The following is a 26,717-nucleotide window of genomic DNA, read 5'->3' as shown; positions in this document are numbered from 1 at the left end:
CGGTATCAGCGCGCGTGAGGGTCGAGGGAGCGGATCATCACGTACTCCCGACCGGTGTCGAGCTCGATGATCCGGCCGGTGCGGACGAAGCCGTTCCTCTCGTACGCGGCCTGGGCACGGGCGTTGTCGACGTGCACCTCGAGGGTCAGCTCGGTGATCCCGAGACCGGAGACCCAGGCCGCGCAGGCGTCGAGCAGCGCGTCGATCGCGCCGTTGCCGCGGTGGCCCTCGGCGACGAACACGCCGACGACGAGCGCCGTGCCCGGCTCACCCTCCAGGACGGTGGCCAGCACCGTCGTCGTGCCGAACCATTCGCCGTCACCCGCGATCGCGACGAACTGCGCGATTTCGGATCCCTCCGCCGCGCGGCTAATCCGGGCCCGCCAGAAGGCGTCGGTCTGTGCCGCGGCGTTCTCGTACGTGTCCAGGAACGCGATGTCCGCGGCGGGATCCTGCAGGGAACGCAGACGCAGGTCGCGCCCCTGCGTCCACTCGTCCGCCCGGATCCGGCGGACGAGGAAAGGGGAAGGGGGCATCTCAGAACCCTAACCCCGCGTGCGGACCGCAGCGCCTCGGCCGTGCTCAGCGCCTCGGAGCGCCCAGAAGCCCGATCAGCGCGCGCGTCGCCTCCGCGTATCCGGCGACCCCGCGGCCGATCACGCAGACGGCGGCGACGTCGGAGAGGTACGAATGATGCCGGAACTCCTCGCGCGCGTGCACGTCGGAGATGTGGACCTCGGCGAAGGGCAGCGCGACCCCGGTGAGGGCGTCGCGGAGCGCGACCGAGGTGTGCGTGAGGCCGCCGGGGTTGATGACGACGCCGGCGCAGTCCTCCCGGGCGGCATGGATCGTGTCCAGCAGCACGCCCTCGTGGTTGCTCTGCACGGCGCGGATCTCGTACCCGTGGGCCGCGGCTGCCTCGGCCGTGATCCGCTCGACGTCGGCGAGCGTCGCGGATCCGTAGATCCCCGGCTCGCGGAGCCCGAGCAGGTTGAGGTTCGGTCCGTTGACCAGCAGGATGCGGCGGGAAGCGCTCATGCCCCTGCCTCCTGCGCGCCCTGTGCGGTCAGGCGCACCGGGGCGTTGCCGGCCCCGTAGCCGTCGTACCCGGCGGACCGCTCGACGAACTCGAAGAACACCTGACCGATCGTCGACGTGTAGAACTGCAGGTACTCCGCGTCGCCGGAACGGTCGTAGACGATGCCGAGAGAGCGGAACAGCGCGATCCGCTCCTCGGGCAGGTCCGTGCGCGCGGCGAGGTCGGCGTAGTAGTTGTCCGGGATCTCGAGCAGGGAGAGACCGCGGGCCCGTGCCTGCCGGGCCACCGCGACGACGTCGGTGCACGAGAATGCGATGTGCTGAGGAAGGCCGGACCGTTCGCCCTGCTCGGCGACGATCGGCGGGGCGACGTTGAGCGGGATCCGGATCCGTCCGTCCGCCGAGGCCATCACGCGGCTCTGCACGAGGCCCCGGGGGCCGGCGACATCGGTCGCGCCCTCTTCGCGCAGTCCGAACGTCGCCGAGTAGAACAGCGTCGACTCGTCGACCACCTGCCACGGCTGGGTCAGCGAGACGTGGTCGACGGCGTCGATCGGACCGGCCGCGGGGCCGCTGCCGTGTTCGAACTCCGCGACCCAGCCGGGTTCGCCCACGTCCGGCGCCTGCGCCCAGAACACCTCCGTGCCGTCGGGGGCGATCGCGCCGTCGAGGCGCTGCTCGGCCGCATACGTGCGCCGGTGCACGCGGGGAACGACCAGTTCGTCCGCACGTCGGGTGACGGCCGCGGCATCGTCCACCTCGAAGCCGATCGCGGCGAGGTGGGGCGCGAGGTCGCGGGCGTGCTGCTCGTTGATGACGACCCGCGCCGATCCCGCGGCCCACAGGGCGACGGGCTTGGTGCGGTGCCGTCCGCGCATCGCGAAGCCGACCGCGGCGAGCACAGCCTCGACGGCCGAGGCGTCCTCGGCCTTGATCTCGACGAAGTCGAAGCCGACGGGCGCCGCGCTGTCCGAGAGCATCGTGACGAGCGCAGGATCGGGCAGCCCGTCGGCGCGCGCGATGCCGTCCTCGAGCCAGCGCAGCGAGCGCCGCGCGTGCCGGGCGGTACGCAGCACGTCGGTCTGCCGGAACGTGTCGTTGAACACCTCGAGCGAGAGCGGGCCGCGATAACCGGCGCGCAGCACGTGGCCGGTGAAGGCGACCAGGTCGAAGCCGCCCTCGCCGGGGAAGAGCCGGTGATGGCGACTCCAGGAGAGCACGTCGAGCGAGAGCGGCGGCGCGTCGGCCAGTTGCACGAAGAAGATCCGCTCCCCCGGGATCTGCTCGATCCCCGCCGGATCGTGCCCCCGCGACAGGATGTGGAAGGAGTCCAGACACACCCCGACCGCGGGATGGTCGGCGCGCCGCACGATCTCCCAGGCGCGGCGGTAGTCGTTCACGAACCGCCCCCAGGCCAGGGCCTCGTAGGCGATGCGCACCCCGTACCGCTGGGCGAGGTCGCCGAGGCGGCGCAGCTGACCCGCGCTCACCTCGTCGTCGTCGATCGTCGCGGTGGCGACGTTGCTGCAGCAGAGCACGAGATCCATGCCGAGCCGCCGCATGAGCGCGAACTTCGCCTCCGCCCGGCGCAGCACCGCCGAGAAGGCGGCCTCGTCCACTCCCTCGACGTCGCGCATCGGCTGATAGAGGTCGAGCGTGAGCCCGAGACGATCGGCGAGTGCCCGGATCTCCTCCGGGCTCTCGGGGGCGGCGATCAGATCCGGCTCGAAGATCTCGACGCCGTCGAAGCCCGCCGCCGCGCAGGCGTGCAGTTTGGAAGCGAGGGTCCCGCTGAGGCATACAGTCGCGATCGAGGTCCGCATCGCGCTAATGTACCATTTGGTTCATAGTCGGGGAAGCGCCTCCCCCACCCGCGCCGCAGACGCGACGGGTCCCGCCCGCTCGATATCCTGACGCCATGGCCACCCAGCAGCGCGACGCCGAACGCACCCGCAGCGAGCTCCTCGCCGTCGCCACCGAGGTGTTCGCCGAGCAGGGCTACTCGGGCGCCCGGGTCGACGAGATCGCCGAGCGCACCCGCACGACGAAGCGGATGATCTACTACTACTTCGAGAGCAAGGAAGGCCTCTATCTCGCGGTGCTCGAGCACGCGTATCGCGGCATTCGGGCGGCGGAGCAGTCGATCGACGTCGACCACACCGACCCGGTGAAGGCGGTGCGCGAGCTCGCCGAGCTCACGTTCGACCACCACGTCACGCATCAGGCGTTCATCCGGATCGTCGCGATCGAGAACATCCACCGCGGCGAATTCATCCGTCGGATCGAGGCCCTGCGCAGCGCTGCGCAGCCGGCCAAGATCCTGCTCGACGAGATCCTGGAGCGCGGGCGTGCGGCGGGGGCCTTCCGCCCCGACGTGGACGCCCTCGACGTGCACATGGTGATCAGCGCGTACTGCGTCTTCCAGATCGCGAACCGGCACACCTTCGGCTACCTCTTCGACGTCGACTTCGACGACCCCGGCACCCGGGCGCACCAGCGCTCCGTGATCGGCGAGGTCGTCGTCGGCTGGCTCACCGCCCCCGCGCGCTGACCCGACGCGACGGGCCGCGTTGACAACCGGTGCTCCTCGTGGTTCACTCTGTACGTACCAGTTAGTACATACGGGACGAAGGAGACCGGATGCGTGACCGCCCCTACCTCGTGGGCCTCGTCGGATCCGGCGTGACCCCCTCGCTCACCCCGCCCATGCACATGGTCGAGGCGACCCATCTCGGGCTGAGCTACGTATACCGACCGATCGACATGACCGTGCTCGGCCTCGACGTGGAGGACCTCGGCGCGACCCTGGACTGGGCGGAACGGCTCGGCTTCGACGCGCTGAACGTCACGCATCCGTGCAAGCAGGCGGTGCTCGCACACTTGGACCGGGTCGATCCGATCGCGGCCGCCCTCGGCGCCGTGAACACGGTCCTGCTCACCCCCGAGGGGCGGATCGGCTACAACACCGACACCACGGGCTTCGAACGGGCGTTCCGCGACGGCATGCCCGACGCTCCCCTCGATCGGGTCGTGCAGCTGGGCGCCGGCGGTGCCGGCTCCGCGGTCGCGGACGCGCTGCTGCGCCTCGGCGCGCAGCGGCTCACGATCCTCGATCTCGACGCGGCGCGGGCGCTCGCCCTCGCAGAGGACCTGACCGCCCGGCACGGCGTCACCGTGCTCGGAGCGGCTGCGCAGACCCTGCCGGCGCACCTCGCGGGCGCGGACGGCGTCGTGCATTGCACCCCCACCGGGATGGCCGAGCACCCCGGTCTTCCCTTCGCCGCCGACCTGCTCCGCCCCGACCTCTGGGTCGCCGACATCGTGTATCGCCCCTATCTGACCGAGCTGCTCGCCACCGCGCGCAGCGTCGGTGCACCCACGCTCGACGGAGGCAGGATGGCCGTGCACCAGGCCGTCGACGCGTTCGAGCTGATCACCGGGATCCACCCCGACCCGTCCCGCATGACCGACCACCTCCACCGGCTCGTGGCAGACCACGACGCCGCCGATTGAACGGAGCACCATCCGATGACCACTCCCGCAACGGTGCGGAAGACCCCCGTGAAGGCCGCTGTCGCGAGCTTCATGGGCAGCGCCGTCGAGTACTACGACTTCTTCCTCTTCGGATCGGCTGCCGCGCTGATCTTCCCGAAGGTGTTCTTCCCGAGCGGTGACCAGGCCGCGCTCGTGATGTCGTTCGCGACATTCGGGTTCGCGTACGTCGCCCGTCCCGTCGGCGCGATCTTCGTCGGCCACTTCGGCGACCGGATCGGCCGGCAGAAGGTGCTGCTGTTCACCCTGCTGCTGATGGGCCTCTCCACCTTCGTGATCGGCTGTCTCCCCGGCTTCGCGCAGATCGGCTGGGCCGCGCCCGCGCTGCTCGTGCTGTGCCGTCTGCTGCAGGGGCTCTCGGCCGCCGGCGAGCAGGCCGGGGCCTCGTCTCTGACCCTCGAGCACTCCCCCGACGACCGGCGCGCGTACTTCACGTCGTGGACCCTGACCGGGACGCAGGGCGGACAGATCCTCGCTGCCCTCGTGTTCATCCCGGTCACCGCCGCTCCGGACGCGTTCAAGCTGACATGGGGCTGGCGGATCCCGTTCTGGCTCAGCGCCGTCGTCGTGCTGGTCGCGTTCTTCATCCGTCGCAGCCTGCATGAGACCCCCGCGTTCGAGGAGGCCAAGGCCCAGGGCGAGATCGCCCGGGTGCCGCTCGTGCCGCTCATCCGGGACCACTGGCAGGACGTGCTGCGGGTCATCCTGTGCGCGACGATCGCCGCGGTCTCGACCGTGTTCGGCAACCTCGCGCTCGCCTACGGCAAGCAGGCGGGGCTCGCGGAGAGCCTGACCCTCTGGCTCGTGGTCGTGGCGAACCTCGTCGCGATCGGCACGCAGCCGGTGTTCGGACGTCTCGCCGACCGGATCGGACGCAAGCCCGTGTTCGTCTACGGCGCGCTCTCCTCGGCGGTGTTCATGCCGTTCTACATGCTGTCGATGAGCGGTGGGAACACGATCCTGACGTTCGCGCTCGCCGTGCTGACGTTCTCGTGCGGCTATGCGGCGGCGAACGCGGTGTGGCCGTCGTTCTACGCCGAGATGTTCAGCGCGCGGGTGCGCTTCTCCGGCATGGCGATCGGCACCCAGCTCGGGTTCCTCGCCGCCGGTTTCGCGCCGACCATCGTGACCGCCCTCGGCGGCGTGGCCCCGGGCGGCTGGGTGATCATCAGCATCTTCACGGCCGTCGTGGCGCTGGTCGCCGCGCTGAGCGCGCTCACGGCCCGGGAGACCCGCACGGTGCCCACGTCCGAGCTCGGCCGGACGGCGCTGCTGCGCACCGTCTCCGCGGTCTGACACCGCACACTGACACCGCGCACACGCAGAAGGCGCCCTCCCCTCGGGGGGGCGCCTTCTGCGCTTCGGCAGGAACGCGGCGAGCGGCTACTGCTCCGCGATCTCCTGATACGCCGCGAACAGCAGTGACTCGTCCGGCGCCTGCAGCACCGTCGGCCGGGCGATGTCGTCCAGCACGATGAAGCGGAGCATGCCGGCCCGCGACTTCTTGTCGCGCTGCATGGTCGCGAGCAGCTGCGGCCACGCGCCGGCGCGGTACGTCATGGGCAGGCCCAGAGAACCGAGGATGTCGCGATGCCGCTGCACGGCCTCATCGCTCAGCCGGCCCGCCAGCCGGGACAGCTCCGCGGCGAAGACCATGCCGATCGAGATGGCCGCACCGTGCCGCCACTGGTAGCGCTCGGCATGTTCGATCGCGTGGCCGAGGGTGTGCCCGTAATTCAGGATCTCCCGCTGTCCCGCCTCGCGCAGGTCCTCGCCCACCACGCGCGCCTTCATCTCGATCGCAAGCTCGATCGCGCGGCGGAAGCCCGGGGTCGTCGGGTCCACGGCGGCCTCGGGATCCGCTTCGACGATCTCGAGGATCTCGGGCGCCCAGATGAAGCCCGCCTTGACGACCTCGGCGAAGCCCGCGACGCGCTCGTTGCGGCTCAGGCTGTCCAACTGCTCGAGGTCGCACAGCACCGCATGCGGCGGCCAGAAGGCGCCGACGAGGTTCTTGCCCTCGGCGGTGTTCACGCCGGTCTTGCCGCCCACGGCCGCGTCGACCATGCCGAGCACGGTGGTCGGGACCTGCACGATCGCGACGCCGCGCAGCCAGCTCGCCGCGACGAACCCGGCCAGGTCGGTGACCGCACCCCCGCCGAACCCGATGATCGCGTCCGTGCGGGTGAAGTCCGCCTGGCCGAGGATCTGCCAGCAGAAGGCGGCGACCTCGATCCGCTTGCCCGCCTCCGCGTCCGGCACCTCGGCGAGCAGCACCTCGAGCGTCTCCGACATCAGGGAGGTGCGCAGGGCGTCCGCGCGGTCGCGCAGCGTCGGCGGGTGCACGATCAGCACCTTGCGCGCAGCGGCGGGGATGAGCTCCGGCAGCTGTTCGAGGATCCCCCGTCCGATGCGGATGTCGTAGGGGCGCTCCCCCGCGACGGTGATCGTGGTGGTGTCGGTCATCGGTCCTCCTCGGTGCTCTCCTCGCTGCGCGCCCACTCCGCGATCCGCGTTACGATCTCGGAGAGGCGGCCGGACGAGGTGTCCAGCGTCAGGTCGGCGACCGCTCGGTACACGGGCAGCCGTTCGGCGTAGATGCGCTTCCACTCCGCGATCGGATCCTCGCCGGCGAGCAGCGGGCGCGGCGTGCCGAGCACGCGGGACGCGACGATGTGCGGGGCCACGGTGAGCAGCACCACGCGGTGCGCCGCGAGCCGCTCCCGCGTCTGCGCGTCCATGACGGCGCCCCCGCCGAGCGCGACCACCCCGCCGCGCTCGAGCGCCTCCGCGACCGCGTCGCGCTCGATCAGCCGGAAGCGCGGCTCGCCGTGCTCCCGGAACAGCTCGGGGATCGGTCCGTGGTCGCGGACGATCAGCTTGTCGGTGTCGGTGAACGTCGTGCCCAGCGCGCGGGCGACGCGGCGGCCGATGCTGGTCTTGCCGGCCCCCATCGGCCCGACCAGGACGATCGCGGGCTCAGCCGAGCTCATCGTGCAGGATCAGCGCCGCCTCGGAGGCGGGCGTCGTGCGCAGCTCCTCGGGGATCGCCGCGAGGTACGCCTCGAGGTTGCGCCGGGTCTCGGCCACGTTGTCGCCGCCGAACTTCTCCAGCACCGAGTTCGCCAGCTCGATCGCGACCATGGCCTCGGCGACGACGCCCGCCGCGGGCACGGCGCACACGTCGGAGCGCTGGTGGTGCGCGGTGGCCTGCTCGCCAGATGCGACGTCGACCGTGCGCAGCGCGTGCGGGACGGTCGCGATCGGCTTCATGCCCGCGCGAACGCGCAGCACGGTCCCGGTGGACATGCCGCCCTCGATCCCGCCCGCACGGTCGGAGCCGCGGGTGATGCCGTCGTCGGTGGCGAAGAGCTCGTCGTGCGCGGCGGATCCGCGTCGGCGGGTGGTCTCGAAGCCATCGCCGACCTCGACGCCCTTGATCGCCTGGATGCCCATCAGCGCGTACGCGAGTCGCGCGTCGAGACGGCGGTCCCAGTGCACGTGCGAGCCGAGCCCCGGCGGCAGGCCGTAGGCGAGCACCTCGACGATGCCGCCCAGGGTGTCGCCGTCCTTGCGGGCCGCGTCGACCTCGGCGACCATCCGCTCGCTCGTCGCGGGGTCGAAGCAGCGCAGCGGATCCGCGTCCAGCGCGTCGACGTCGTCGGGCGTCGGCAGGGCCGATCCCTCCGGCACCTGCACCGGGCCGATGGACAGCGTGTGGCTGACCAGTCGGATGCCGAGCTCGCCGAGGAACGCGCGGGCGACGGCGCCGAGCGCGACGCGGGCGGCCGTCTCCCGGGCGCTCGCGCGCTCGAGGATCGGGCGGGCCTCGTCGAAGCCGTACTTCTGCATGCCGACGAGGTCGGCGTGGCCCGGGCGGGGGCGGGTCAGCGCGGCGCTGCGGCCGCGCGAGCGCTCGGTGAGCTCGACCGGCTCGGGGCTCATCACCTCGACCCACTTCGGCCACTCGGTGTTGCCGATGCGCAGGGCGATCGGGCTGCCCAGGGAGGAGCCGTGGCGCACGCCGCCGGAGATCGTGAGCTCGTCCTGCTCGAACTTCATCCGCGAGCCGCGGCCGTAGCCGAGCTTCCGACGCTGCAGGTCGGACTGGATCGCCTCGGAGGACAGCGGGACGCCCGCAGGCAGGCCCTCCATGACGGCAATGAGTTCGGGGCCGTGCGATTCGCCGGCCGTGAGCACGCGGAGCATTCGTCTAGTCTCCCATGAGCGCCGCGCGCATGACGCCGACCACGGCGGCCTCGTCCGGCAGCGGCGCGGCGGGGTCGCCCTGCACGAAGATCCGCACCTGCAGCACCGCCTGCTGCAGCAGCATCTCGATGCCGGAGACGATCGTGGCGTCGCTCCAGCCCGCGGCGAGGGCCGAGGGCCAGGGCGCGTAGGCGGCGTCGAACAGCGCCCCGCCGTTCGACGCGAGGGCGGACACGACATGCGGATCCGGCACCGTGCCGCTCGGCAGGGTGGAGACGGTCACGTCGACGGGGGCGACGGCCGTGCCGAACGGCACCGCGACGCAGCGGATCCCGAGCTGCTCGGCCAGGTCGATGAGCGCAGAGGCCTTCGCCGGCGTCCGCGCCACGATCTCGGTGGATCCGGCACCGAGACGTGCCAGCGTGACGAGTGCGGAGCGGGCGGTCGCCCCCGCACCGAGGATCCGCGCGGTCGAGATCTCCCCCAGGCCGTTCTCCCTGAGCGCCTGCACGAGGCCGCCGACGTCCGTGTTGTATCCGCGGCTGGACTCGCCCAGCAGCAGGGTGTTCACGGCGCCGGTGAGTGCGGCGTCGTCGTCGACCGTGTCGGCCCAGGCCCGGGCGCGCTCCTTGAGCGGCATCGTGAGCGAGAGCCCTCGCCAGGTGCCGTCCAGGCTGTTCACCGCGTCGTCGAAGCCGTCCGCGTCGACCCGACGACGGCCGTACTCCCAGTCCAGCCCGAGGGCGGCGTACGCGGCGCCGTGCAGCTGCGGGGAGCGGCTGTGGTCGATCGGGTCGCCCCACACGGCGAGGCGGAAAGCGTCGTTCGTCATGCGGTCAGCAGCCGGAGTCCGGGTGCGCCTTGCACCAGTCCTGCATCTGCGAGACGGCCTTCTGCTGGTCGGCGTAGGTGGTGCTGAAGATCGTCTCCCCGGTGTCCATGTTCACCGTCACGAAGTACAGCCAGGATCCCGCGACGGGATGCATGGCCGCGTCGATCGCCTTGTCCCCGGGGTTCGCGATCGGCGTCTTCGGCAGTCCGTCGATCACGTACGTGTTCCACGGGTTGTCGTTGTGCTGGGCCGCCTCCGAGGTGCTGGCGGTGCCCGCGTTCAGCTCGTGGTAGCCGTACTGGGCGGTCGAATCCATCTGCAGCTTCATGCCCTGCGCGAGCCGGTTCGCGATCACGCGCGACACCTTGTAGAAGTCGGCCTCCTGCCGTGCCTCGCGCTGCACGATCGACGCGATCGTGAGCACGCGCTGCTGGTCCGCAGCGGGCACGTTGGCCGCCGCCAGGGAGTCCCTGGTGCGCTTCACGAGGGTGCCGACGATGTCCTTCGCGGTGGCGCCGGGCCCGAACTCGTACAGCGCGGGGAACAGCCAGCCCTCGAGGGACGGCGCGTTGACGCCGTAGTCGGCCGGGTTCTTGACCGCCGCCTGCAGGTCGGCGAGCGGCACGTCCACGCTCTGCGAGATCCGCTGGATCGTCGCGTCTACCGTGTAGCCCTCGGGGATGAGCGCAGAGTTCTGCATCTTGTTCTTGGGGTCGTTCAGCGCCTTCAGGGCGGCGGCCGCGGTCATCTTGTTCTGCAGGTGGTAGACCCCCGGGTAGAACGTGTTCACGGTGCCGTTCTTGACGAGCATGTTGTAGAACACGTCCTGGGTCTTCGTCACCCCGGCCTTGTAGAGCGCGGTGGAGACCTGCTGCCCGCCGTCGCCCTTGTTGATCGTGACGAGAGCCTGGCCGGTCGCCTGTCCGGCCTCGTAGTCCTTGGACGGGCCCCAGCCCATCGTCTCGCTGATCTTCGCGCCGTAGGTGTTCCACACCCACAGGCCGCCGCCCGCCGCGCCGCCGAGCAGCACGAACACGATGACGAGGGCCGTGAAGCAGCCGCGGCGCCTCTTCCGCCTTGGCTTCGCGGGCGCCGAGGCGTCCGGTGAGTGGTGGAAGAGCGCTTCGAGCGTGGAGTGAACGTCGTGGTGGGGGTGCGCCGGGGCCGGCTCGGGTGCCGGCTCGGTGAGCGCCGCCGCCGCGGCCCCGACCGCGGGGGCGGGATCGGTCGGTGTCGCGGATCCGGCGGGCGAAGCGGGCACGACCGCCGGGGCGGGACCGGCCGGTTGCGGGCTGGTCGTCGGCTGCGGGATCGGCGTCGTCCTCGGGGCGCCCGCCGCCTGCTGGGCCTCAGCGGCCTCGCGCGCGGCACGCCGGGATCCGGGGACCGCGGGGCTCTCCGCCGGGCGCGGGACCTGGACCTGGGGATCGGGCAGCGCACCGAACAGGTCCGGCTTCTCGCCGCCGGCGGACTCTTCCCGGTCGGACATCAGTGGCTCTCCTCGTCGAGAATCAGGGCGGTGCCGGCGGGCGATCCGGTGTTCTTCTCGGTGTCGATCGCCTGCTGCAGCAGCACGACCGCGGCGGCCTGGTCGATCACGCCGCGAGACTCGCGCTGACTGCGCCCCGAGGCGCGCAGCGCCTGATGAGCGGTGACCGTGCTCAGCCGTTCGTCGATGAGCCGCACGGCCAGCCCCGACGCCGCCGCGAGGGCGTGCGCGAACTCACGCGCGTCGGCGGTCGACGGGGTGTCCTCGCCGCGCATGTTGATCGGCAGGCCGACGAGCAGCTCGAGCGGCTCGTACTCCGCGACGAGCTGCAGGATCCGCGAGACGGACTCGTCGCCGCGCGGCACCGTCTCCACCGGCACCGCGAGCATCCCGTCCGGATCGCACCGGGACACGCCGATCCTGGCCCGCCCGACATCGATGCCGAGCCGCACTCCCCGTCGGAACCCGGTCACGCGCGACGCAGCTCCTGCTCGATCGCGGCGAAGGCGGCAGGCAGCGCGGCGACGTCCGAGCCGCCGCCCTGGGCGACGTCGTCACGGCCGCCGCCGCCGCCGCCGAGGACGCCCGCGGCGGTCTTGGCGAGCACGCCGGCCTTGGCGCCCGCGGCGCGGGCGGCGTCGTTCGTCGCGATGACGACCATCGGGCGGCCGTTCGCGACGCCCGAGATCGCGGCGACCGCGGCGGCGGACCCGAACGTGTCGCGCACGCCCGTGGCGATCTCGCGCACCTCGTCCGCACCGCCGACCTCGCCGAGGTCGTGGGCGACGAACTGCAGCGCGCCCAGCGACGTCGCGGTCTGCGCGATCGCCGGCACGCGGCCCGCACGCGCGGCGGCCTCGAACTGGGCGATCCGCTTCTCCGCGGCCTTGAGCTGCGCGGCGAGGTCGGAGATGCGCTCGGTGAGCTGCTCGCGCGGGGTCTTCAGCGCCGACGTCAGCTGCGACACGAGGGCCCGCTCGGCGGCGAACTCGCGGAACGCGTCCTGGCCGACGAGGGCCTCGACGCGGCGGTTGGATGCGCCGACCGAGGATTCGCCGACGAGGTTGATCAGGCCGATCTCGGCGCTCGACGACACGTGCGTGCCTGCGCAGAGCTCGCGCGACCACGGGCCGCCGATGTCGACCATGCGCACGGTCGAGCCGTACTTCTCGCCGAACAGTGCCATGGCGCCCGCGGCCTTCGCGTCGTCGAGCGACATGATCCGGGTGGTGACCTCGAGTCCGTCCTGCACGGCGCGGTTCGCGATCTCCTCGATCTCGGTCTTCGTCTCGCCGGACAGCGCCTGACCCCAGGAGAAGTCGAAGCGCAGGTAGCCGGCACGGTTCAGGGATCCGGCCTGGGTCGCGGTCTTGCCCAGCGTGTCCCGCAGCGCGGCGTGCACGAGGTGCGTGGCGGAGTGCGCCTGGCGGGCGGCGCGGCGGTTGGCGGCGTCGACGCTCGCGGTGGCGGGCGCGTCGACGGAGACCACACCGGTGGTCACCTCGACGGTGTGGCTGATCAGACCCGGCACCGGGCGCTGCACGTCGAGGACCTCGAGGGAGTAGCCCGGCCCGGTGATGACGCCCTTGTCGGCGACCTGGCCGCCGGACTCGGCGTACAGGGTGGTCTCGGCGAGCACGACCTCGGCGACCTGGCCCTCGGCGGCGCTCTGCACCGGCTGTCCGTCGACGAGGATGCCGAGCACGCGCGACGACGTCTCCAGGTCCTCGTAGCCGAGGAACGCGGTCTCGCCGAGCGCGCGCAGGTCGCGGTACACGGAGACGTCCGCGAGCTGCCGCTTGCGGCTCTTCGCGTCGGCCTTGGCGCGGGCGCGCTGCTCCTGCATGAGCGTGTCGAACGCGGCGCGGTCGACGCTGAGGCCGGCCTCCTCCGCGATCTCCAGGGTGAGGTCGATCGGGAAGCCGTAGGTGTCGTGCAGGAGGAACGCCTCGGATCCGTTCAGCGTGGAGGATCCGGCCTTCTTCGTCTCGTCGAGCGCCAGGTCGAGGATCGTGGATCCGGCGTCCAGCGTGCGGCGGAAGGTCTCCTCCTCCGCGAACGCGGCGGAGGACAGCTGCGCCCAGTCCTGCTCGAGGACCGGGTAGGCCGACTTCATCGCGTCCCTGGACGCGGCGAACAGCTCGGGGAACACCGGCTCGTCGACGCCGAGCAGGCGCATCGAGCGGACGCTGCGGCGCATCAGGCGGCGCAGGATGTAGCCGCGGCCCTCGTTCGACGGGCGGACGCCGTCGGAGAGCAGCATGAGCGAGGAGCGGATGTGGTCGGCGACCACGCGGAAGCGCACGTCGTCCTCGTGCACGGCGCCGTAGGTCTTGCCGGACAGCTCGACGGCGCGGTCGAGCACGGGACGGACCTGGTCCGTCTCGTACATGTTCTCGACGCCCTGCTTGAGGAACGCGACGCGCTCCAGGCCCATGCCGGTGTCGATGTTCTTCTGCGGCAGCTCGCCGACGATGTCGAACTCGGTCTTGCCGCGCACATTGTCGATGAAGTCCTGCATGAACACGAGGTTCCAGATCTCCAGGAACCGGGTGTCGTCGGCGGCGGGGCCGCCGTCCTTGCCGTACTTCGCGCCGCGGTCGAAGAAGATCTCCGAGTCAGGTCCGCCAGGGCCGGGCTGTCCGGTGTTCCAGTAGTTGTCGGCGCGGCCGAGCCGCTGGATCCGCTCCGGCTTCAGGCCGATGACGTCGCGCCAGATGGCCTCCGCCTCGTCGTCGGTCTCGAAGACCGTGACCCAGAGGTCCTTCTCGTCGAAGCCCAGGCCGCCGTCGCTCTCGGAGCTGGTCAGCAGCTCCCACGCGTAGCGGATCGCGCCTTCCTTGAAGTAGTCGCCGAAGGACCAGTTGCCCAGCATCTGGAAGAACGTGCCGTGGCGGGCGGTCTTGCCGACCTCCTCGATGTCGTTCGTGCGGATGCACTTCTGCACGTCCGCAATGCGCGGGTGGGGAGCGGGGACCACGCCGGTCAGGTACGGGATGAACGGGACCATGCCGGCCACGGTGAACAGCAGCGAGGGGTCGTCGCTGACCAGAGACGCCGAGGGGACGATCAGGTGATCGTTCTTCTCGAAGTAGCTCAGGTAGCGCTGCGCGATCTCCGCGGTCTTCATGCTCGTCGAGGGGTCCTTGATCTGTGGCGCGCCGGACGGCGCTCGGTTCGGAGAGGGTGAGGGATCCGCGTCAGTCCGCGGTGCTGTCCCGGGTGAGACGTGCCTCCTGCGCGCGGAACGCGTCGCCGAGGATACCGGTGAACTCGTTGATCCGGTTGTCCACCTCGGCGAGGATGTCGTGCCCGCGAGGGTCCTTGTTCAGGAAGTGCGCGGCGACGAAGCCGCCGATCACGCCGATGAGGAACCACGCCAGGCTCTTCATGCCTCCACCTCCGCTTCCGGTGCCGCACGTCACGGCGGGTTCCATCGTATGCGCAAACGCCGAGGAGGCGCCGGGGATACCCCCGACGCCTCCTCGGTGTGTTCGCAGTATCGGCTGTGCTTATCGCGCGGCGTAGTACTCGACGACCAGCTGCACGTCGCAGGTCACGGGGACCTCGGAGCGCTTCGGGCGACGGACCAGACGGGCCTGCAGCTTGTCGAGCTCGACCTCGAGGTAGGCCGGAATGTTCGGCAGGACCTCGGCGTGACCGCCGGCGGCCGCCACCTGGAAGGGCTCGAGAGCCTCGCTCTTGGGCTTGACGTGGATGAGCTGACCCGGCTTCACGCGGAAGGACGGGCGGTCGACGAGCTCACCGTCGACGAGGATGTGACGGTGCACGACGAGCTGGCGGGCCTGCGCCGTGGTGCGGGCGAAGCCGGCGCGGAGCACGAGCGCGTCCAGACGCATCTCGAGCTGCTCGACGAGGTTCTCACCGGTCAGACCATCCTTGCGACGGGCCTCCTTGAACTGGATGACCAGCTGCTTCTCGCGGATGCCGTACTGCTCGCGCAGACGCTGCTTCTCACGCAGACGGACGGCGAAGTCGCTGTCGGCCTTGCGCTTGGTGCGGCCGTGCTCGCCCGGAGCGTAGGGACGCTTCTCGAGGTAGCGGGCGGCCTTGGGGGTGAGCGCCACGCCGAGGGCGCGGCTGAGACGGACCTTGCGGCGGTCCTGGGACTTCGTGACCACGAAGTGTTCCTTCCATGACGCGGCCGTGACGATCACGGCTCGCGGACGTATCGTCTCGGTTCCGCCCCTTTCGAACGCACGCCGGGGCGATCGGAAGGGTGGTGCAGGAATGGAGAGATGCCCGAAAACTCGGTTTCGAGCCGATCCATGCTATCAGACCGCGCCCGAGCGCCCGTCCTCAGGGGCGCGGCCGTCACCCCTCGCCGAGGATGCGTCGGATCCGCTCCAGCCGGGCCTGCACGTCGCGCTCGACGCCGAGCGCCTTGGGGCGGTAGTACTGCCGACCGCGCAGCTCGTCCGGAAGGTACTGCTGCGGCAGGATCCCGGCCTCGCTGTCGTGCGGGTAGCGGTAGCCCTTGCCGTGCCCGAGCCGCTTCGCGCCCGGGTAGTGCGCATCGCGCAGGTGCACCGGGACCCGGCCGAATCCGCCCGCGCGCACGTCGGCGATGGCGGCGTCGATCGCCACGTACGCGGCGTTCGACTTCGCAGTGGTCGCGAGGTACACGGTGGCCTCGGCGAGCGGGATCCGCCCCTCCGGCATCCCGATGAACGCCACGGCGTCGGCGGCCGCGACGGCGATCACGAGCGCCTGCGGATCCGCGAGTCCGATGTCCTCCGCGGCCGAGATCACCAGCCGGCGGGCGATGAACCGGGGATCCTCCCCCGCCTCGATCATCCGGGCGAGGTAATGCACGGCCGCATCGACATCGGATCCGCGGATCGACTTGATGAAGGCGCTGATGACGTCGTAGTGCTCATCGCCCTGCCGGTCATAGCGCAGCAGCGCCCGGTCGACCGCCTGGGCCACGTCGTCGTCGGTGATCGTCGGCGTCTCGTCCTCGGTGAGCCGATCGGGCGAGGCGGCGACCGCCGCGGCGGCCTCGAGTCCGGTCAGCGCGCGCCGCGCGTCGCCCGAGGCCAGGCGGACCAGGGCCGCCCGCGCGGACTCCTCGACCGACGCCCGGCCGTTGAGGCCCCGCGGGTCGGCGACGGCGCGGTCGATGAGCAGTGCGATGTCGTCGTCGGTGAGCGGCTGCAGCGTGAGCAGCAGGGAGCGGGACAGCAGCGGAGAGATGACCGAGAACGACGGGTTCTCGGTGGTGGCCGCGATGAGGATCACCCAGCCGTTCTCGACGCCGGGCAGCAGGGCGTCCTGCTGGGCCTTCGTGAACCGGTGGATCTCGTCGAGGAAGAGGATCGTCGACTGCCCGTACAGATCGCGCTGCGTGAGCGCCTCCTGCATGACCTCGCGCACGTCCTTGACGCCGGCGGTGATCGCGGAGAGCTCGACGAAACGCCGGCCCGAGGACCGGGCGATCGCCTGCGCCAGGGTGGTCTTGCCCGTCCCGGGCGGCCCCCACAGGATCATCGACACGCTCGCGGCGGTCTTCGCCGCCGGATCCGCGAGGGTCACGATCGGCGATCCGGGGCGCAGCAGGTGCTGCTGACCTGCGACCTCGTCCAGTGAGATCGGCCGCATCCGCACCGCGAGCGGCGTCTGGCCGGACATCAGCGGCGCGGAAGGGGTCATGCGTCCAGGCTATCCGGGCGCGCCGACATCCCCTGATCCCTGCGCGGACGGCAGACGTCCGCACGCTAGGCTCGATCCTCGACATCCCAGGAGGATCCATGGCCGGTCGCCGCCCGACGAACGCCCGCGAGCAGCGCGCTCGCGTCGAGCAGGAGCGTCTGCGACTGCACACCGCGCGACGGGACTGGCACACCGGGACCGTGCGCCGCCGGGTCCGCGACAACACGATCGCGGTCGTCGCCGGGTCCCTGATCGTCATCGCGGCGGTCGTCAGCCAGGTGGTGCACGCGCAGGTGACGGCTCCCGCGCCGAAGCCGACGCCCACCGTGACCTCGACCCCGACCGCGCCCGCCCCGTCGGCCGCGCCCGGGACGCCGGCTCCGTCTCCCGCACCCTGACACGAGGGCGCGCCGCCGCAACCGGCCTCTCCCCCGCGCGGCCCGCGTACTAGGCTGGACGATGTCCTTTCCGCCTCCCGCGGCATGCCCGCGCAAGGAGTTCACCGTGTCTGCCGAAGAGCCCACGAACAACGAAGAGCCCACCACCGACGCCGAGTCCGCGAACAGCCCCGAGCCCGCGGCCGACGAGACGCCCGAGCCCGCGGCCGACGAGACGCCCGAGACCGGGTCCGCGCCGACGAGCGACGAAGCTCCGGCCGGCGAGGAGGCGCCCGCGGCGACGCCGGCGCCCGCCGCCGCCGTGCCGGCCCCGCGCCCGCCCGCGATGCCCCGCCCGCCGGCCTCCCCGATCCGCCCCGTCGTGCCCGCGGCCCCGGCCGCACCCGCTCCGGTGAGTTCGGTCGACGCATCCGAGTGGGGCCGCGTCGAGGACGACGGCACCGTGTCGGTCCGCGAGGGCGAGACGTGGCGCGTGGTCGGCCAGTACCCCGACGGGACGCCGGCCGAGGCGCTCGCCTACTTCGCGCGCAAGTACGACGACCTGGCGTTCAAGGTGAACACCCTCGAGCAGCGCAAGGAGTCTGGCGGTGCCACCGCGGGCGACCTCGCCAAGCAGGCGGCGCACCTCGTGGCCGAGGTCACCGACGCCGCCGCCGTGGGCGATCTCGCCGGTCTCCGCGGCCGGCTCGACGCCCTCACCGCCTCGCTCGCCGACGCGTCCGCCGCCGAGGCCGAGGAGGCCAAGGCCGCGGTCGATGCCGCGATCGCCGAGCGCACCGTCCTCGTCGAGCGCTCCGAGGCCATCGCGGCCCAGGACCTCTCCTCCGTGCAGTGGAAGAAGGTCACCGAGGAGATGGGCGCGCTGTTCGACGCGTGGCAGAGCCACCAGCAGAACGGCCCGCGCCTGCCGAAGGGCGCCGCGAACCAGCTCTGGAAGCGCTTCCGTGACGCCCGCGCCACGGTCGATCGTCAGCGCCGCGCGTTCTACGCGGAGCTCGACGAGACCCACAAGGCCGCGCGCGACCGCAAGGCGCGTCTCGTGGAGCGGGCCGAGGCCCTCGCGCCCAAGGGCGTCGACGGGATCCCCGCCTACCGCGGGCTGCTCGACGAGTGGAAGGCCGCGGGCCGCGCCGGCCGCAAGGCCGACGACGCGCTCTGGGCCCGGTTCAAGGCCGCCGGCGACGCACTGTACTCGGCCCGTGCCGAGCAGTCCGCCGCGACCGAGGCGGAGTCCGCCCCGCGCATCGAGGCCCGCACGGCTCTGCTCGATGAGGCGAAGGCCGTCACGGAGGAGGCGAATCTCGCGAAGGCGCGGTCGCTGCTCACCCGGATCCAGCGCCAGTGGGACGAGGTCGGCCGGATCTTCCCGCGTGAGAAGGAGCGTGCGCTCGACGACCGCCTGCGCGCGATCGAGCAGGAGCTCAAGGGCCGCGAGGACGTCGACTGGAAGCGCAACAACCCGGAGACGAAGGCCCGCGCCGGTGCCATGAGCGAGCAGCTCGTGCAGGCCATCGAGAAGCTCGAGGCCGAGCGCGACGCCGCCGAGAAGTCGGGTGACGCGAAGGCGCTGAAGCAGGCGACCGAGGCGCTCGAGGCCCGTCGCGCCTGGTTGAGCGCGCTCGAGGGCTGAAAACCCCGACGCCACCGGCCGCGTTGTCCACAGGGCGGGGATCCTCGGATCCCCGCCCTGTGTCGTCTGCGCCACACTGGACCCGTGCAGCCCGCGTTCCTCCATCTCCCCGGCGACCGGCTGTCCGGCGCCGAGCTCAGTGCCGCGCGCCTGGACGGGCACGTCGTCGAGCTCGGTGAGGCCTACGCCCCCGCCGACCTCGTGGAGACGGGCGCTCTGCGGGCCGCATCGCTGGCACCGCTCATCGCGGCCATGCCCGAGGCCGCGTTCGCGGGGATGAGCGCGGCGTGGATCCACGGCGCGGGCGACGCTCCCCCGCACCTGCACGAGGTGCAGAGCGCCGTCGGTCGCCGGCTCCGCGCACCCGCGAGCCGCCGGATCCTCGTCCACGACCCCGCGCTGGATCCCGAGGATCTCGTCCGGATCGGCGGTGCGGCCGTGACCGCCCCGGAGCGCACGCTCATCGACCTCGTCCGCTGGCCCACGACCGTGCCGGAGCGGTGGGACTGGGCCCGCGCCCTCGTCCTGATGGATCCGGACCTCGCCGCACGCGCAGAGCGCCGGCTCCTCGCCGGACCGCGCGGGCCCGGCTTCCGCCGCGCCGCGCAGTTCCTCGCCGAGGCGACGGCCGCACGGGGGGCGGATGAGCCTCAGGGCGTCAGGACGAGGTGACCCGGTAGACGTCGTACACGGCGTCGATGCGGCGGACGGCGTTCAGCACCCGGTCCAGGTGCACGGTGTCGCCCATCTCGAACACGAAGCGGCTCAGCGCCAGCCGGTCCGACGTGGTCTGCACGGTCGCCGAGAGGATGTTCACGTGGTGCTCGCTGAGCACCCGGGTGACGTCGGAGAGCAGGCCCGCCCGATCGAGCGCCTCGACCTGGATCTGCACGAGGAAGATGCTGCGCGTGGTCGGCGCCCACTCCACGTCGACCATGCGGTCCTTCTCCGCGGACAGCGCCTTGACGTTCACGCAGTCCGCGCGGTGCACGGAGACGCCGCTCCCCCGGGTGACGAACCCGACGATCTCGTCGCCCGGCACGGGCGTGCAGCACTTCGCGAGCTTGACCAGGATGTCCGCCGCACCGCGGACCAGGACGCCCGAATCGCCCTCGCGGGGTGCGCGGCTGCGGCCGTGCGCGGGCAGGTCGATCGTGCCGGTGCTGGTGTCCTCGGTCGCGGAGATGAGCGCCGTGACCTTCTCCAGCACGGACTGGGTGGACACGTGGCCCTCGCCGACCGCTGCGTACAGCGCCGAGACGTCCTCGTAGCGCAGCTGCCGCGCGACCTCGGCGAACGACTCCTGGTTCATCAGGCGCTGCAGGGGCAGGTTCTGCCGGCGCATCGCACGGGCGATCGCCTCCTTGCCCTGCTCGATCGCCTCCTCGCGGCGCTCCTTGGTGAACCACCCGCGGATCTTGTTGCGCGCGCGGGTGCTCTTCACGAACGTCAGCCAGTCCTGGCTGGGCCCGGCGTCCGGGTTCTTCGACGTGAACACCTCGACCACATCGCCGCTGTTCAGCGCGGTCTCCAGCGGCACGAGGCGGCCGTTGACCTTCGCGCCCATCGTGCGGTGGCCGATCTCGGTGTGCACCGCGTACGCGAAGTCGACGGGCGTCGCCCCGGAGGGCAGGCCGATCACGCGGCCCTTCGGCGTGAAGACGTAGACCTCCTTCGCGCCGATCTCGAAGCGCAGCGAGTCGAGGAACTCGCTCGGGTCGGCGGTCTCCGCCTGCCAATCCGAGATGTGCGCCAGCCAGGTCATGTCGGCGTCGGCGGTGGAGGCCTTGCCGCCGTTCATCCGCTCCTTGTACATCCAGTGCGCGGCGACGCCGAACTCGGCCTGCTGGTGCATCTCGTGCGTGCGGATCTGGATCTCGACGGTGCGACCGCCGGGGCCGATCACGGTCGTGTGCAGCGACTGGTACAGGTTGAACTTCGGGGTGGCGATGTAGTCCTTGAACCGGCCGGGCAGCGGGGTCCAGCGGGCGTGGATCGCGCCGAGCACGGCGTAGCAGTCGCGTACGGTGCCGACCAGGACGCGGATCCCGATGAGGTCGTAGATGTCGTCGAACTCGCGACCGCGGACGACCATCTTCTGGTAGACGGAGTAGAGCTGCTTCGGCCGTCCGGCGACCTTGCCGCGCACCCGGAGGTCGCGCAGGTCGCTCTCCACCGCGTCGACGACCTCGCGGATGTACTTCTCGCGCTGCGGGGTGCGCTGCTTGATGAGGCTGTCGATCTCGGCATAGATCTTCGGGTGCAGCACTGCGAAGGAGAGGTCCTCGAGCTCGGACTTGATCGCCTGGATGCCCAGCCGGTGCGCGAGCGGCGCGTAGATCTCGAGCGTCTCGGTGGCCTTCTTCGCGGCCTTCTCCGGCGGGACGAAGCCCCAGGTGCGGGCGTTGTGCAGCCGGTCGGCGAGCTTGATGATGAGCACCCGGATGTCCTTGGACATCGCGACGATCATCTTGCGGACGGTCTCCGCCTGGGCGCTGTCGCCGTACTTGACCTTGTCGAGCTTGGTGACGCCGTCGACGAGCATCGCCACCTCGTCGCCGAACGTCGCGGCGAGCTCGGTGAGCGCGTACCCGGTGTCCTCGACGGTGTCGTGCAGGAGGGCGGCCGCGATCGCCCGGGGGCCGAGGCCGAGGTCCGCGAGGATCTGCGCCACCGCGAGCGGATGCGTGATGTACGGCTCGCCGCTCTGCCGTTTCTGACCCTGGTGCTTCTCGGCCGCGACCGCGTACGCGCGCTCGATGATCGAGAGGTCGCCGCGGGGATGGTTCTGCCGGACGGTGCGGATCAGGTTGTCGAGGTCGTTGATCCGGGGCGCGCGCGAGAAGATCCGAGGGACCAGTCTGCGCAGGCTGGATCCCTGTGTCGTCCCGACCTCGCTCATCCGACCTCCAGGCAGATCATCCTACAAGCGCGGAGGTCGGCGCGGCGCATCGGCGGATCAGACCTCGACGGCGGCGATCGTCGCGCGGTTGCGCGCCTCGATGACCCGCTTGTCGTGATCCGCGATCGACTTCTCGTTCTCGCGGAACAGCGAGTACAGCGGCGCCGCCATGAACAGCGTCGAGTACGTCGCCACGAGGATGCCCACGAAGATCGACAGCGAGATGTCCGTCAGGGTCTGCGCACCGAGCCAGAAGGCGCCGATGAACAGGATGGCGCCGACGGGCAGCGCAGCGATGATCGCCGTGTTGATCGACCGCACGAGGGTCTGGTTCACCGCGAGGTTCACCGATTCACCGAAGGTCCGGGCGGACTTCGAGCCCTCTTCCGTGGTGTTCTCGCGGATCTTGTCGAACACGACCGTGGTGTCGTACAGCGAGTACGCGAGGATCGTGAGGAAACCGATCACCGCCGCCGGCGAGATCTCGAAACCGGCCAGCGCGTAGACGCCGATCGTGATGATCAGCACGTCCAGCAGACCGAGGATCGCCGCCGCGGACATCTTCCAGGTGCGGAAGTAGAACGCGAGGATCAGGAAGGTCAGCGCGAGGAAGATCACGAGGCCCCACAGCGACTGCCGGGTCACGTTCGCGCCCCAGCTCGGGCCGATGAACGAGGCGTTCACCTTGTCGACCGGCACGTTGTAGGCCTTGGCCAGCGCCGCGGCGACCTGCGTGGTCTGCTCCGGCTCCATCTGGCCGGTCTGCACGCGGATGTCGCGGTTGCTGACGGTCGTCACCTTGGTCGTGATCGCGGGGGTGATCGTGTGCACGGCCTGCGTCGCGAGGTTCTGGTTCCGGTCCGCCGGGGCCTCGACGGTGAACTGGGAGCCGCCGGTGAACTCGATCGAGAACTGCACGGGGCGGACCAGCGGGACGAGGACCGATCCCACCACGAGCAGGATCGCGATGATGAACCAGATCCGCCGCTTTCCGACGAACGGGAAGGAGGTCTTTCCGGAGTAGAGGTCGTTGCCGAACTCGTTCATGGAACGCATCAGTCGTTCTCCTCGTTCCCGGAGCGGGACGAACCCGACTCCGCGCTCGCAAGAGCCTCCGCGCGCTTGCGCTCGGCGATGGTCTGGCGGCGCTCGGCCTCGCCCCGGGAACGGGCCGCGCGAGCAGCCTTCCCCTGCGAGGCGGTCGCGACCTCACGGTACTGAGTGCGCGTGCGGTACACGGCCCCCAGGGCCTCCGGATCCATGCCGGACAGCGGGTGGCCGTCGCCGAAGAAGCGGGTGCGGGCCAGGATCTGCATCACGGGGTGCGTGAAGATCACGAAGATCGACACGTCGATGAGTGTGGTGAGGCCGAGCGTGAACGCGAAGCCCTTCACCGTCGCGTCGGCGAGGATGTAGAGCACCACGGCCGCGAGCACGTTGATCGACTTCGAGATGTAGATCGTGCGCTTGGCGCGACCCCAGCCGTCCTCGACCGCGCCGGTGATCGACTTGCCGTCGCGCAGCTCGTCCCGGATGCGTTCGAAGTAGACGATGAACGAGTCGGCGGTGAATCCGATCGACACGATCAGACCGGCGACGCCCGCGAGGGACAGGCGGAAGCCGATCCGCCACGCGAGGATGCTGATGATGATGTACGTGAGCACGGCCATCACCGCGATCGACGCGACGATCACGAAGCCGAGCGCCCGGTAGCTCAGCAGCGAGTAGGCGGCGACCAGCGCGAGGCCGATGAGGCCGGCGATGAGACCGATCTGCAGCTGCTGAGAGCCGAGGGTCGCGGAGATCGTGTCGGAGCTCTCCACCTTGAAGCTGAGCGGCAGCGCGCCGTACTTGAGCTGGTCGGCGAGGGTCTTCGCCGTCTCCTGGGTGAAGGATCCGCTGATCGAGGGCCGGCCGTCGAGGATGATGCCGTTCATGGACGGCGCGGAGACGACCGAGCCGTCCAGCACGAACGCGAACTGGTCGCGGGGGCTGAGGCCCTGACCCTTGTAGGCGTAGAGGCGCTGGCTGACATCGCCGAAGATCTTCGTGCCCTTGGAGTCGAAGGTGAGGTTCACCTCCCACTGGCCGTTCTGCTGGTTCATGCCGCTGATGGCGTCGCTGATGGACGTGCCGTCGAGCGCGACGGGACCGAGCAGGTACTTCGCCTGGCCGTTCTCGTCGCACGCGATGAGCGGCTGGTCCGCCGGCAGTCGCGAGGCGTCGCGCTTGGTCTTGCAGTCGTACGAGAGGAACTGCGCCTGCAGCTTCGGCGTGACCCAGGAGAGGTCGCTGCCGTCGGTCGGCTTGGGCGACGGCGTGGACGCGAGATCCGGCCCGGCCGTCGGGTAGGGCGTCTGCTTGCCGTCCTGTCCGACGAACGAGGTCGCCGGGTCGGTCGCCGCGAGCACCGGGCGCAGCTCGAGCTTTGCGCTGGCCTGGATGCGGTTGCGCGTGGCGTCGTCCGCCTTGCCCGGGATCTGGACCACGATGTTGCGGCCGCCCTCGGTGGTGATGTCGGCCTCGCCGACGCCCGAGGCGTCCACACGCTGGCGGATGATCTGCGCGGCCTGGTCCAGCTGGTCGCTGGTCGGCGCGGATCCGTTCGGCGTCTGCGCGCTGAGGATGATCTGCGTGCCGCCCTGCAGGTCGAGGGCGAGCGCAGGGGTCCAGGAACTCTTGCTGAAGAGCACGCCGCCCGCGTTGATCGCGAACAGCACACCGGTCGCGATGAGCAGACCGAGAAGGACCCGCCAGGCGTGCTTGACGGGGGAAGAAGATGCCACGAAGGTTCGTCGCTTTCTAGGAGGGGCTCTCAGCGAGCATGGGCTTCAGCGAGAGCGGGTCCGAGTCAGTTCTTGTCGTCCGCGTCGCGCTCCAGACGGGCGCGGGTCTCCTCGGCGGTCTCGACCGGGACGTCGTCCTGCGCGGCGGGGCGCTCGTCCAGCGGGGTGCGCTCGTCGAGGGGGGTGTGCTCCTCCTCCGCGGCGGGAGCGGCCTGCTCCTCCTCGACGACGCGCAGGATCGCCTGCGAGTGCACCTCGATGACGACGCCCGGGGCGATCTCCACCTCGGCAGGACGGTCCAGGTTCTGCGGGTCGAACGCGACGATCGTGCCGTACAGGCCGCCCTGCAGCAGCACCTTCGCGCCCGGGACGGTCTCGTTCGCCTTCTTCTCCTGCTCCTGCTTCATCCGGGCGTTGCGCCGGCGGGTGCTGAGCACCATGAAGACGAGGAGGATCGCCAGGACGATGAAGAGACCGTACTGGGAGAGGAAGTTCATGATGTTCATGCGGAAGCAGGGCCTTTCGGGCATGCGCGCCACCGATGGCACGCAAAAGAGGGGGACGGTGGAAGTCTTCAGCGATTATAGGTCATCGAAAAGCGCGGCCCCCTCGGGATGGGCCACTCCCAGGTGGGCGTAAGCCTCCGGCATCGCGATCCGGCCGCGCGGCGTACGCCCCATGAATCCGATCCGCACGAGGTACGGCTCGACGACGCTCTCGATGGTGTCCGGCTCCTCGCCCACCGACACCGCGAGAGTGCTGAGGCCCACCGGTCCGCCGCGGAACCGACGCACGATCGCGTCCAGCACCGCCCGGTCCAGCCGGTCCAAGCCGATGCGGTCGACGTCGTAGAGCTCGAGCGCGGCGCGCACGTCCTCGACGGATGCCGAGGACCCCCCGCCGTGCACGAGGGCGTAGTCGCGCACGCGGCGCAGCAGCCGGTTCGCGATGCGGGGCGTGCCCCGGGAGCGGCGGGCGATCTCGGCGCGGGCGACGGCCGGCACCTCCACGCCGAGGACGATCGCCGAGCGCTCGACGACCCGCTCCAGCTCCTCGGGGTCGTAGTACTCCAGATGGGCGGTGAACCCGAAGCGGTCGCGGAGGGGATTCGGGAGCAGGCCGGAGCGGGTGGTCGCGCCCACGAGGGTGAACGGGGCCAACTCGAGCGGGATGCTCGTCGCACCCGCGCCCTTGCCGACCATGATGTCGATCCGGAAGTCCTCCATGGCGAGGTACAGCATCTCCTCCGCGGAGCGCGCCATGCGGTGGATCTCGTCGATGAACAGGACCTCGCCGGGCGTGAGGCTGGACAGCAGGGCGGCGAGGTCGCCGGCGTGCTGGATCGCGGGGCCGCTGGACATGCGCAGCGCCCGGCCGCTCTCGTGCGCGACGATCATCGCCAGGGTGGTCTTGCCGAGCCCGGGAGGGCCGGACAGCAGGATGTGGTCGGCGGGGCGCTCCTGGATGCGCGCCGCGTCGAGCAGGAGCTTCATCTGCCCGCGGACCTTGTGCTGGCCGACGAACTCGTCGAGGCTGGCCGGGCGCAGGGCGCCCTCGATCGCGAGCTCGACCTCGTCGACGGCCTCGCCGGAATCCCGGAACTCAGCCACGCGCCGGCCCCAGGGTCGCCAGGGTGCGGCGCAGGAGGAGCGCCACGGATCCGCGCTCGGTCTCGGAGGCGTCGGCCGTGCTGCGCTCCGCGGCCTCCGCGGCCACGCGCTCGGTCCAGCCGAGCCCGATGAGCGCGGCCACGAGCTGCGTCGTGACCTCGTCGTCCACGGAGGCCTTGGTCGGCGTCGCGGCGGGCGGCTGCAGCTTGCCGGCGAGCTGGACGACGATGAGCTTGGCGGTCTTCGGGCCGATGCCGGAGACGCGACGGAACGGGGCGTCGTCATCGTCCGCGACGGCGGAGGCGATCTGATCGACGGACAGGTGCGAGAGCACGCCGAGTGCTGACTTCGGACCCACCCCGGTGACCCCGAGCAGGTGCCCGAACACCTCGAGCTCGGTGGGATCGGCGAAACCGTAGAGGGACAGTGCGTCCTCGCGGACGATCAGTGACGTGTGCAGCCGCAGCTCGTGACCGATGCGGGCGGTGTGCGCGACGTCGCCCGGGACCGCCACGGAGAAGCCGACGCCGCCGACCTCGACGATCACGGAGTCAGAGGTCGCGGACAGCACGGTGCCGCGGAGCGAGGAGATCATGGC

Annotated in this window: 25 protein-coding genes; 6 read left to right on the top strand and 19 right to left on the bottom strand. The window is 71.0% G+C overall.

Features of this window, described 5'->3' with window-relative positions:
* Nucleotides 1-5 precede the first annotated feature (5 nt).
* Genes RBR11_RS02475 through RBR11_RS02465 form a run of 3 tightly spaced genes read right to left on the bottom strand, consistent with a single transcriptional unit; the run spans nucleotide 6 to nucleotide 2,861 of the window.
* Nucleotides 6-536, bottom strand: a complete 531-nt coding sequence (locus RBR11_RS02475; protein WP_308487700.1) for a GNAT family N-acetyltransferase — start codon at nucleotides 534-536, stop codon at nucleotides 6-8.
* A gap of 46 nt (nucleotides 537-582) precedes the next feature.
* Nucleotides 583-1,038: a type II 3-dehydroquinate dehydratase gene (gene aroQ / locus RBR11_RS02470; RefSeq protein ID WP_308487699.1), complete on the bottom strand. Its 456-nt coding sequence runs from the start codon at nucleotides 1,036-1,038 to the stop codon at nucleotides 583-585.
* On the bottom strand, nucleotides 1,035-2,861 hold the full coding sequence (locus RBR11_RS02465; protein ID WP_308487698.1) for a bifunctional sugar phosphate isomerase/epimerase/4-hydroxyphenylpyruvate dioxygenase family protein: 1,827 nt from the start codon (nucleotides 2,859-2,861) through the stop codon (nucleotides 1,035-1,037). Before RBR11_RS02465 ends, aroQ begins: the two co-directional genes overlap by 4 nt.
* A gap of 95 nt (nucleotides 2,862-2,956) precedes the next feature.
* Between RBR11_RS02465 and RBR11_RS02460 the strand changes: the two genes are divergently transcribed.
* The 3 genes from RBR11_RS02460 (at nucleotide 2,957) to RBR11_RS02450 (ending at nucleotide 5,886) form a co-directional block, all read left to right on the top strand.
* Nucleotides 2,957-3,589, top strand: a complete 633-nt coding sequence (locus tag RBR11_RS02460; protein ID WP_308487697.1) for a TetR/AcrR family transcriptional regulator — start codon at nucleotides 2,957-2,959, stop codon at nucleotides 3,587-3,589.
* Between the two features lie 89 nt (nucleotides 3,590-3,678).
* A complete protein-coding gene (locus RBR11_RS02455; protein ID WP_308487696.1) occupies nucleotides 3,679-4,551 on the top strand; it encodes a shikimate dehydrogenase in 873 nt (290 codons plus the stop codon).
* Between the two features lie 15 nt (nucleotides 4,552-4,566).
* Nucleotides 4,567-5,886, top strand: a complete 1,320-nt coding sequence (locus RBR11_RS02450; protein WP_308487695.1) for an MFS transporter — start codon at nucleotides 4,567-4,569, stop codon at nucleotides 5,884-5,886.
* A gap of 87 nt (nucleotides 5,887-5,973) precedes the next feature.
* On the opposite strand, the gene aroB is transcribed toward RBR11_RS02450, so the two are convergent.
* The 10 genes from aroB to RBR11_RS02400 all read right to left on the bottom strand — a co-directional run bounded on the left by aroB (nucleotide 5,974) and on the right by RBR11_RS02400 (nucleotide 16,793).
* A complete protein-coding gene (aroB, locus tag RBR11_RS02445; protein WP_308487694.1) occupies nucleotides 5,974-7,056 on the bottom strand; it encodes a 3-dehydroquinate synthase in 1,083 nt (360 codons plus the stop codon).
* Nucleotides 7,053-7,583, bottom strand: coding sequence for a shikimate kinase (locus RBR11_RS02440; protein ID WP_308487693.1), 531 nt, complete (start codon nucleotides 7,581-7,583; stop codon nucleotides 7,053-7,055). The genes aroB and RBR11_RS02440 overlap by 4 nt, the downstream gene beginning before the upstream one ends.
* Nucleotides 7,570-8,799, bottom strand: coding sequence for a chorismate synthase (gene aroC, locus RBR11_RS02435; protein ID WP_308487692.1), 1,230 nt, complete (start codon nucleotides 8,797-8,799; stop codon nucleotides 7,570-7,572). Before aroC ends, RBR11_RS02440 begins: the two co-directional genes overlap by 14 nt.
* 4 nt (nucleotides 8,800-8,803) lie before the next feature.
* Nucleotides 8,804-9,631: a shikimate dehydrogenase gene (locus RBR11_RS02430; RefSeq protein ID WP_308487691.1), complete on the bottom strand. Its 828-nt coding sequence runs from the start codon at nucleotides 9,629-9,631 to the stop codon at nucleotides 8,804-8,806.
* A gap of 4 nt (nucleotides 9,632-9,635) precedes the next feature.
* Nucleotides 9,636-11,120, bottom strand: coding sequence for an endolytic transglycosylase MltG (mltG, locus tag RBR11_RS02425; protein WP_308487690.1), 1,485 nt, complete (start codon nucleotides 11,118-11,120; stop codon nucleotides 9,636-9,638).
* Nucleotides 11,120-11,593, bottom strand: coding sequence for a Holliday junction resolvase RuvX (gene ruvX / locus RBR11_RS02420; RefSeq protein ID WP_308487689.1), 474 nt, complete (start codon nucleotides 11,591-11,593; stop codon nucleotides 11,120-11,122). The genes mltG and ruvX overlap by 1 nt, the downstream gene beginning before the upstream one ends.
* Nucleotides 11,590-14,250 (bottom strand): alanine--tRNA ligase, encoded by a 2,661-nt coding sequence (alaS, locus tag RBR11_RS02415; protein WP_308487688.1) that lies wholly within the window; start codon nucleotides 14,248-14,250, stop codon nucleotides 11,590-11,592. The genes ruvX and alaS overlap by 4 nt, the downstream gene beginning before the upstream one ends.
* A 70-nt stretch (nucleotides 14,251-14,320) precedes the next feature.
* Nucleotides 14,321-14,512, bottom strand: coding sequence for a hypothetical protein (locus RBR11_RS02410; RefSeq protein ID WP_308487687.1), 192 nt, complete (start codon nucleotides 14,510-14,512; stop codon nucleotides 14,321-14,323).
* Between the two features lie 120 nt (nucleotides 14,513-14,632).
* Nucleotides 14,633-15,262: a 30S ribosomal protein S4 gene (rpsD, locus tag RBR11_RS02405; RefSeq protein WP_308487686.1), complete on the bottom strand. Its 630-nt coding sequence runs from the start codon at nucleotides 15,260-15,262 to the stop codon at nucleotides 14,633-14,635.
* A gap of 193 nt (nucleotides 15,263-15,455) precedes the next feature.
* On the bottom strand, nucleotides 15,456-16,793 hold the full coding sequence (locus RBR11_RS02400) for a replication-associated recombination protein A (protein ID WP_308487685.1): 1,338 nt from the start codon (nucleotides 16,791-16,793) through the stop codon (nucleotides 15,456-15,458).
* A gap of 98 nt (nucleotides 16,794-16,891) precedes the next feature.
* Here RBR11_RS02400 and RBR11_RS02395 point away from each other — a divergent pair, with 98 nt between their 5' ends.
* The 3 genes from RBR11_RS02395 to RBR11_RS02385 all read left to right on the top strand — a co-directional run bounded on the left by RBR11_RS02395 (nucleotide 16,892) and on the right by RBR11_RS02385 (nucleotide 19,493).
* The gene (locus tag RBR11_RS02395) at nucleotides 16,892-17,191 is read left to right on the top strand and encodes a hypothetical protein (protein WP_308487684.1); all 300 of its coding nucleotides are present in this window, start codon (nucleotides 16,892-16,894) and stop codon (nucleotides 17,189-17,191) included.
* A gap of 325 nt (nucleotides 17,192-17,516) precedes the next feature.
* On the top strand, nucleotides 17,517-18,821 hold the full coding sequence (locus RBR11_RS02390; RefSeq protein WP_308487798.1) for a DUF349 domain-containing protein: 1,305 nt from the start codon (nucleotides 17,517-17,519) through the stop codon (nucleotides 18,819-18,821).
* 84 nt (nucleotides 18,822-18,905) lie between these two features.
* On the top strand, nucleotides 18,906-19,493 hold the full coding sequence (locus RBR11_RS02385) for a type IV toxin-antitoxin system AbiEi family antitoxin (RefSeq protein WP_308487683.1): 588 nt from the start codon (nucleotides 18,906-18,908) through the stop codon (nucleotides 19,491-19,493).
* On the opposite strand, the gene RBR11_RS02380 is transcribed toward RBR11_RS02385, so the two are convergent.
* The 6 genes from RBR11_RS02380 to ruvA form a co-directional block, all read right to left on the bottom strand.
* Nucleotides 19,480-21,723: a RelA/SpoT family protein gene (locus RBR11_RS02380; RefSeq protein WP_308487682.1), complete on the bottom strand. Its 2,244-nt coding sequence runs from the start codon at nucleotides 21,721-21,723 to the stop codon at nucleotides 19,480-19,482. The genes RBR11_RS02385 and RBR11_RS02380 overlap by 14 nt on opposite strands.
* Before the next feature lie 57 nt (nucleotides 21,724-21,780).
* Nucleotides 21,781-22,779 (bottom strand): protein translocase subunit SecF, encoded by a 999-nt coding sequence (gene secF / locus RBR11_RS02375; protein ID WP_308487681.1) that lies wholly within the window; start codon nucleotides 22,777-22,779, stop codon nucleotides 21,781-21,783.
* Nucleotides 22,779-24,509 (bottom strand): protein translocase subunit SecD, encoded by a 1,731-nt coding sequence (secD, locus tag RBR11_RS02370; protein WP_308487680.1) that lies wholly within the window; start codon nucleotides 24,507-24,509, stop codon nucleotides 22,779-22,781. The genes secF and secD overlap by 1 nt, the downstream gene beginning before the upstream one ends.
* Before the next feature lie 65 nt (nucleotides 24,510-24,574).
* The gene (locus RBR11_RS02365; RefSeq protein WP_308487679.1) at nucleotides 24,575-25,015 is read right to left on the bottom strand and encodes a preprotein translocase subunit YajC; all 441 of its coding nucleotides are present in this window, start codon (nucleotides 25,013-25,015) and stop codon (nucleotides 24,575-24,577) included.
* 75 nt (nucleotides 25,016-25,090) lie between these two features.
* Nucleotides 25,091-26,119 carry a Holliday junction branch migration DNA helicase RuvB gene (ruvB, locus tag RBR11_RS02360; protein ID WP_308487678.1) on the bottom strand — a complete coding sequence of 343 codons (1,029 nt, stop codon included), beginning with the start codon at nucleotides 26,117-26,119 and terminating at the stop codon, nucleotides 25,091-25,093.
* Complete coding sequence (gene ruvA, locus RBR11_RS02355) at nucleotides 26,112-26,714, bottom strand: Holliday junction branch migration protein RuvA (protein ID WP_308487677.1); 603 nt, start codon at nucleotides 26,712-26,714, stop codon at nucleotides 26,112-26,114. The genes ruvB and ruvA overlap by 8 nt, the downstream gene beginning before the upstream one ends.
* Nucleotides 26,715-26,717 lie beyond the last annotated feature (3 nt).

Source organism: Microbacterium capsulatum, assembly GCF_030865425.1.
In the GTDB taxonomy this organism is placed as follows: Bacteria; Actinomycetota; Actinomycetes; order Actinomycetales; family Microbacteriaceae; genus Microbacterium; species Microbacterium capsulatum.
The sequence above is the reverse complement of the archived record's forward strand: the minus strand, read 5'-3'. Positions and strand labels throughout refer to the sequence as shown.

Excerpts from the sequence above, each read along its gene's own strand:
- RBR11_RS02475 (WP_308487700.1), bottom strand. The coding sequence starts at position 536 with ATGCCCCCTTCCCCTTTCCTCGTCCGCCGGATCCGGGCGGACGAGTGG.
- aroQ (WP_308487699.1), bottom strand. The coding sequence starts at position 1,038 with ATGAGCGCTTCCCGCCGCATCCTGCTGGTCAACGGACCGAACCTCAAC.
- RBR11_RS02465 (WP_308487698.1), bottom strand. The coding sequence starts at position 2,861 with ATGCGGACCTCGATCGCGACTGTATGCCTCAGCGGGACCCTCGCTTCC.
- RBR11_RS02460 (WP_308487697.1), top strand. The coding sequence starts at position 2,957 with ATGGCCACCCAGCAGCGCGACGCCGAACGCACCCGCAGCGAGCTCCTC.
- RBR11_RS02455 (WP_308487696.1), top strand. The coding sequence starts at position 3,679 with ATGCGTGACCGCCCCTACCTCGTGGGCCTCGTCGGATCCGGCGTGACC.
- RBR11_RS02450 (WP_308487695.1), top strand. The coding sequence starts at position 4,567 with ATGACCACTCCCGCAACGGTGCGGAAGACCCCCGTGAAGGCCGCTGTC.
- aroB (WP_308487694.1), bottom strand. The coding sequence starts at position 7,056 with ATGACCGACACCACCACGATCACCGTCGCGGGGGAGCGCCCCTACGAC.
- RBR11_RS02440 (WP_308487693.1), bottom strand. The coding sequence starts at position 7,583 with ATGAGCTCGGCTGAGCCCGCGATCGTCCTGGTCGGGCCGATGGGGGCC.
- aroC (WP_308487692.1), bottom strand. The coding sequence starts at position 8,799 with ATGCTCCGCGTGCTCACGGCCGGCGAATCGCACGGCCCCGAACTCATT.
- RBR11_RS02430 (WP_308487691.1), bottom strand. The coding sequence starts at position 9,631 with ATGACGAACGACGCTTTCCGCCTCGCCGTGTGGGGCGACCCGATCGAC.
- mltG (WP_308487690.1), bottom strand. The coding sequence starts at position 11,120 with ATGTCCGACCGGGAAGAGTCCGCCGGCGGCGAGAAGCCGGACCTGTTC.
- alaS (WP_308487688.1), bottom strand. The coding sequence starts at position 14,250 with ATGAAGACCGCGGAGATCGCGCAGCGCTACCTGAGCTACTTCGAGAAG.
- RBR11_RS02410 (WP_308487687.1), bottom strand. The coding sequence starts at position 14,512 with ATGAAGAGCCTGGCGTGGTTCCTCATCGGCGTGATCGGCGGCTTCGTC.
- RBR11_RS02400 (WP_308487685.1), bottom strand. The coding sequence starts at position 16,793 with ATGACCCCTTCCGCGCCGCTGATGTCCGGCCAGACGCCGCTCGCGGTG.
- RBR11_RS02395 (WP_308487684.1), top strand. The coding sequence starts at position 16,892 with ATGGCCGGTCGCCGCCCGACGAACGCCCGCGAGCAGCGCGCTCGCGTC.
- RBR11_RS02390 (WP_308487798.1), top strand. The coding sequence starts at position 17,517 with ATGCCCCGCCCGCCGGCCTCCCCGATCCGCCCCGTCGTGCCCGCGGCC.
- RBR11_RS02380 (WP_308487682.1), bottom strand. The coding sequence starts at position 21,723 with ATGAGCGAGGTCGGGACGACACAGGGATCCAGCCTGCGCAGACTGGTC.
- secF (WP_308487681.1), bottom strand. The coding sequence starts at position 22,779 with ATGCGTTCCATGAACGAGTTCGGCAACGACCTCTACTCCGGAAAGACC.
- RBR11_RS02365 (WP_308487679.1), bottom strand. The coding sequence starts at position 25,015 with ATGAACATCATGAACTTCCTCTCCCAGTACGGTCTCTTCATCGTCCTG.
- ruvA (WP_308487677.1), bottom strand. The coding sequence starts at position 26,714 with ATGATCTCCTCGCTCCGCGGCACCGTGCTGTCCGCGACCTCTGACTCC.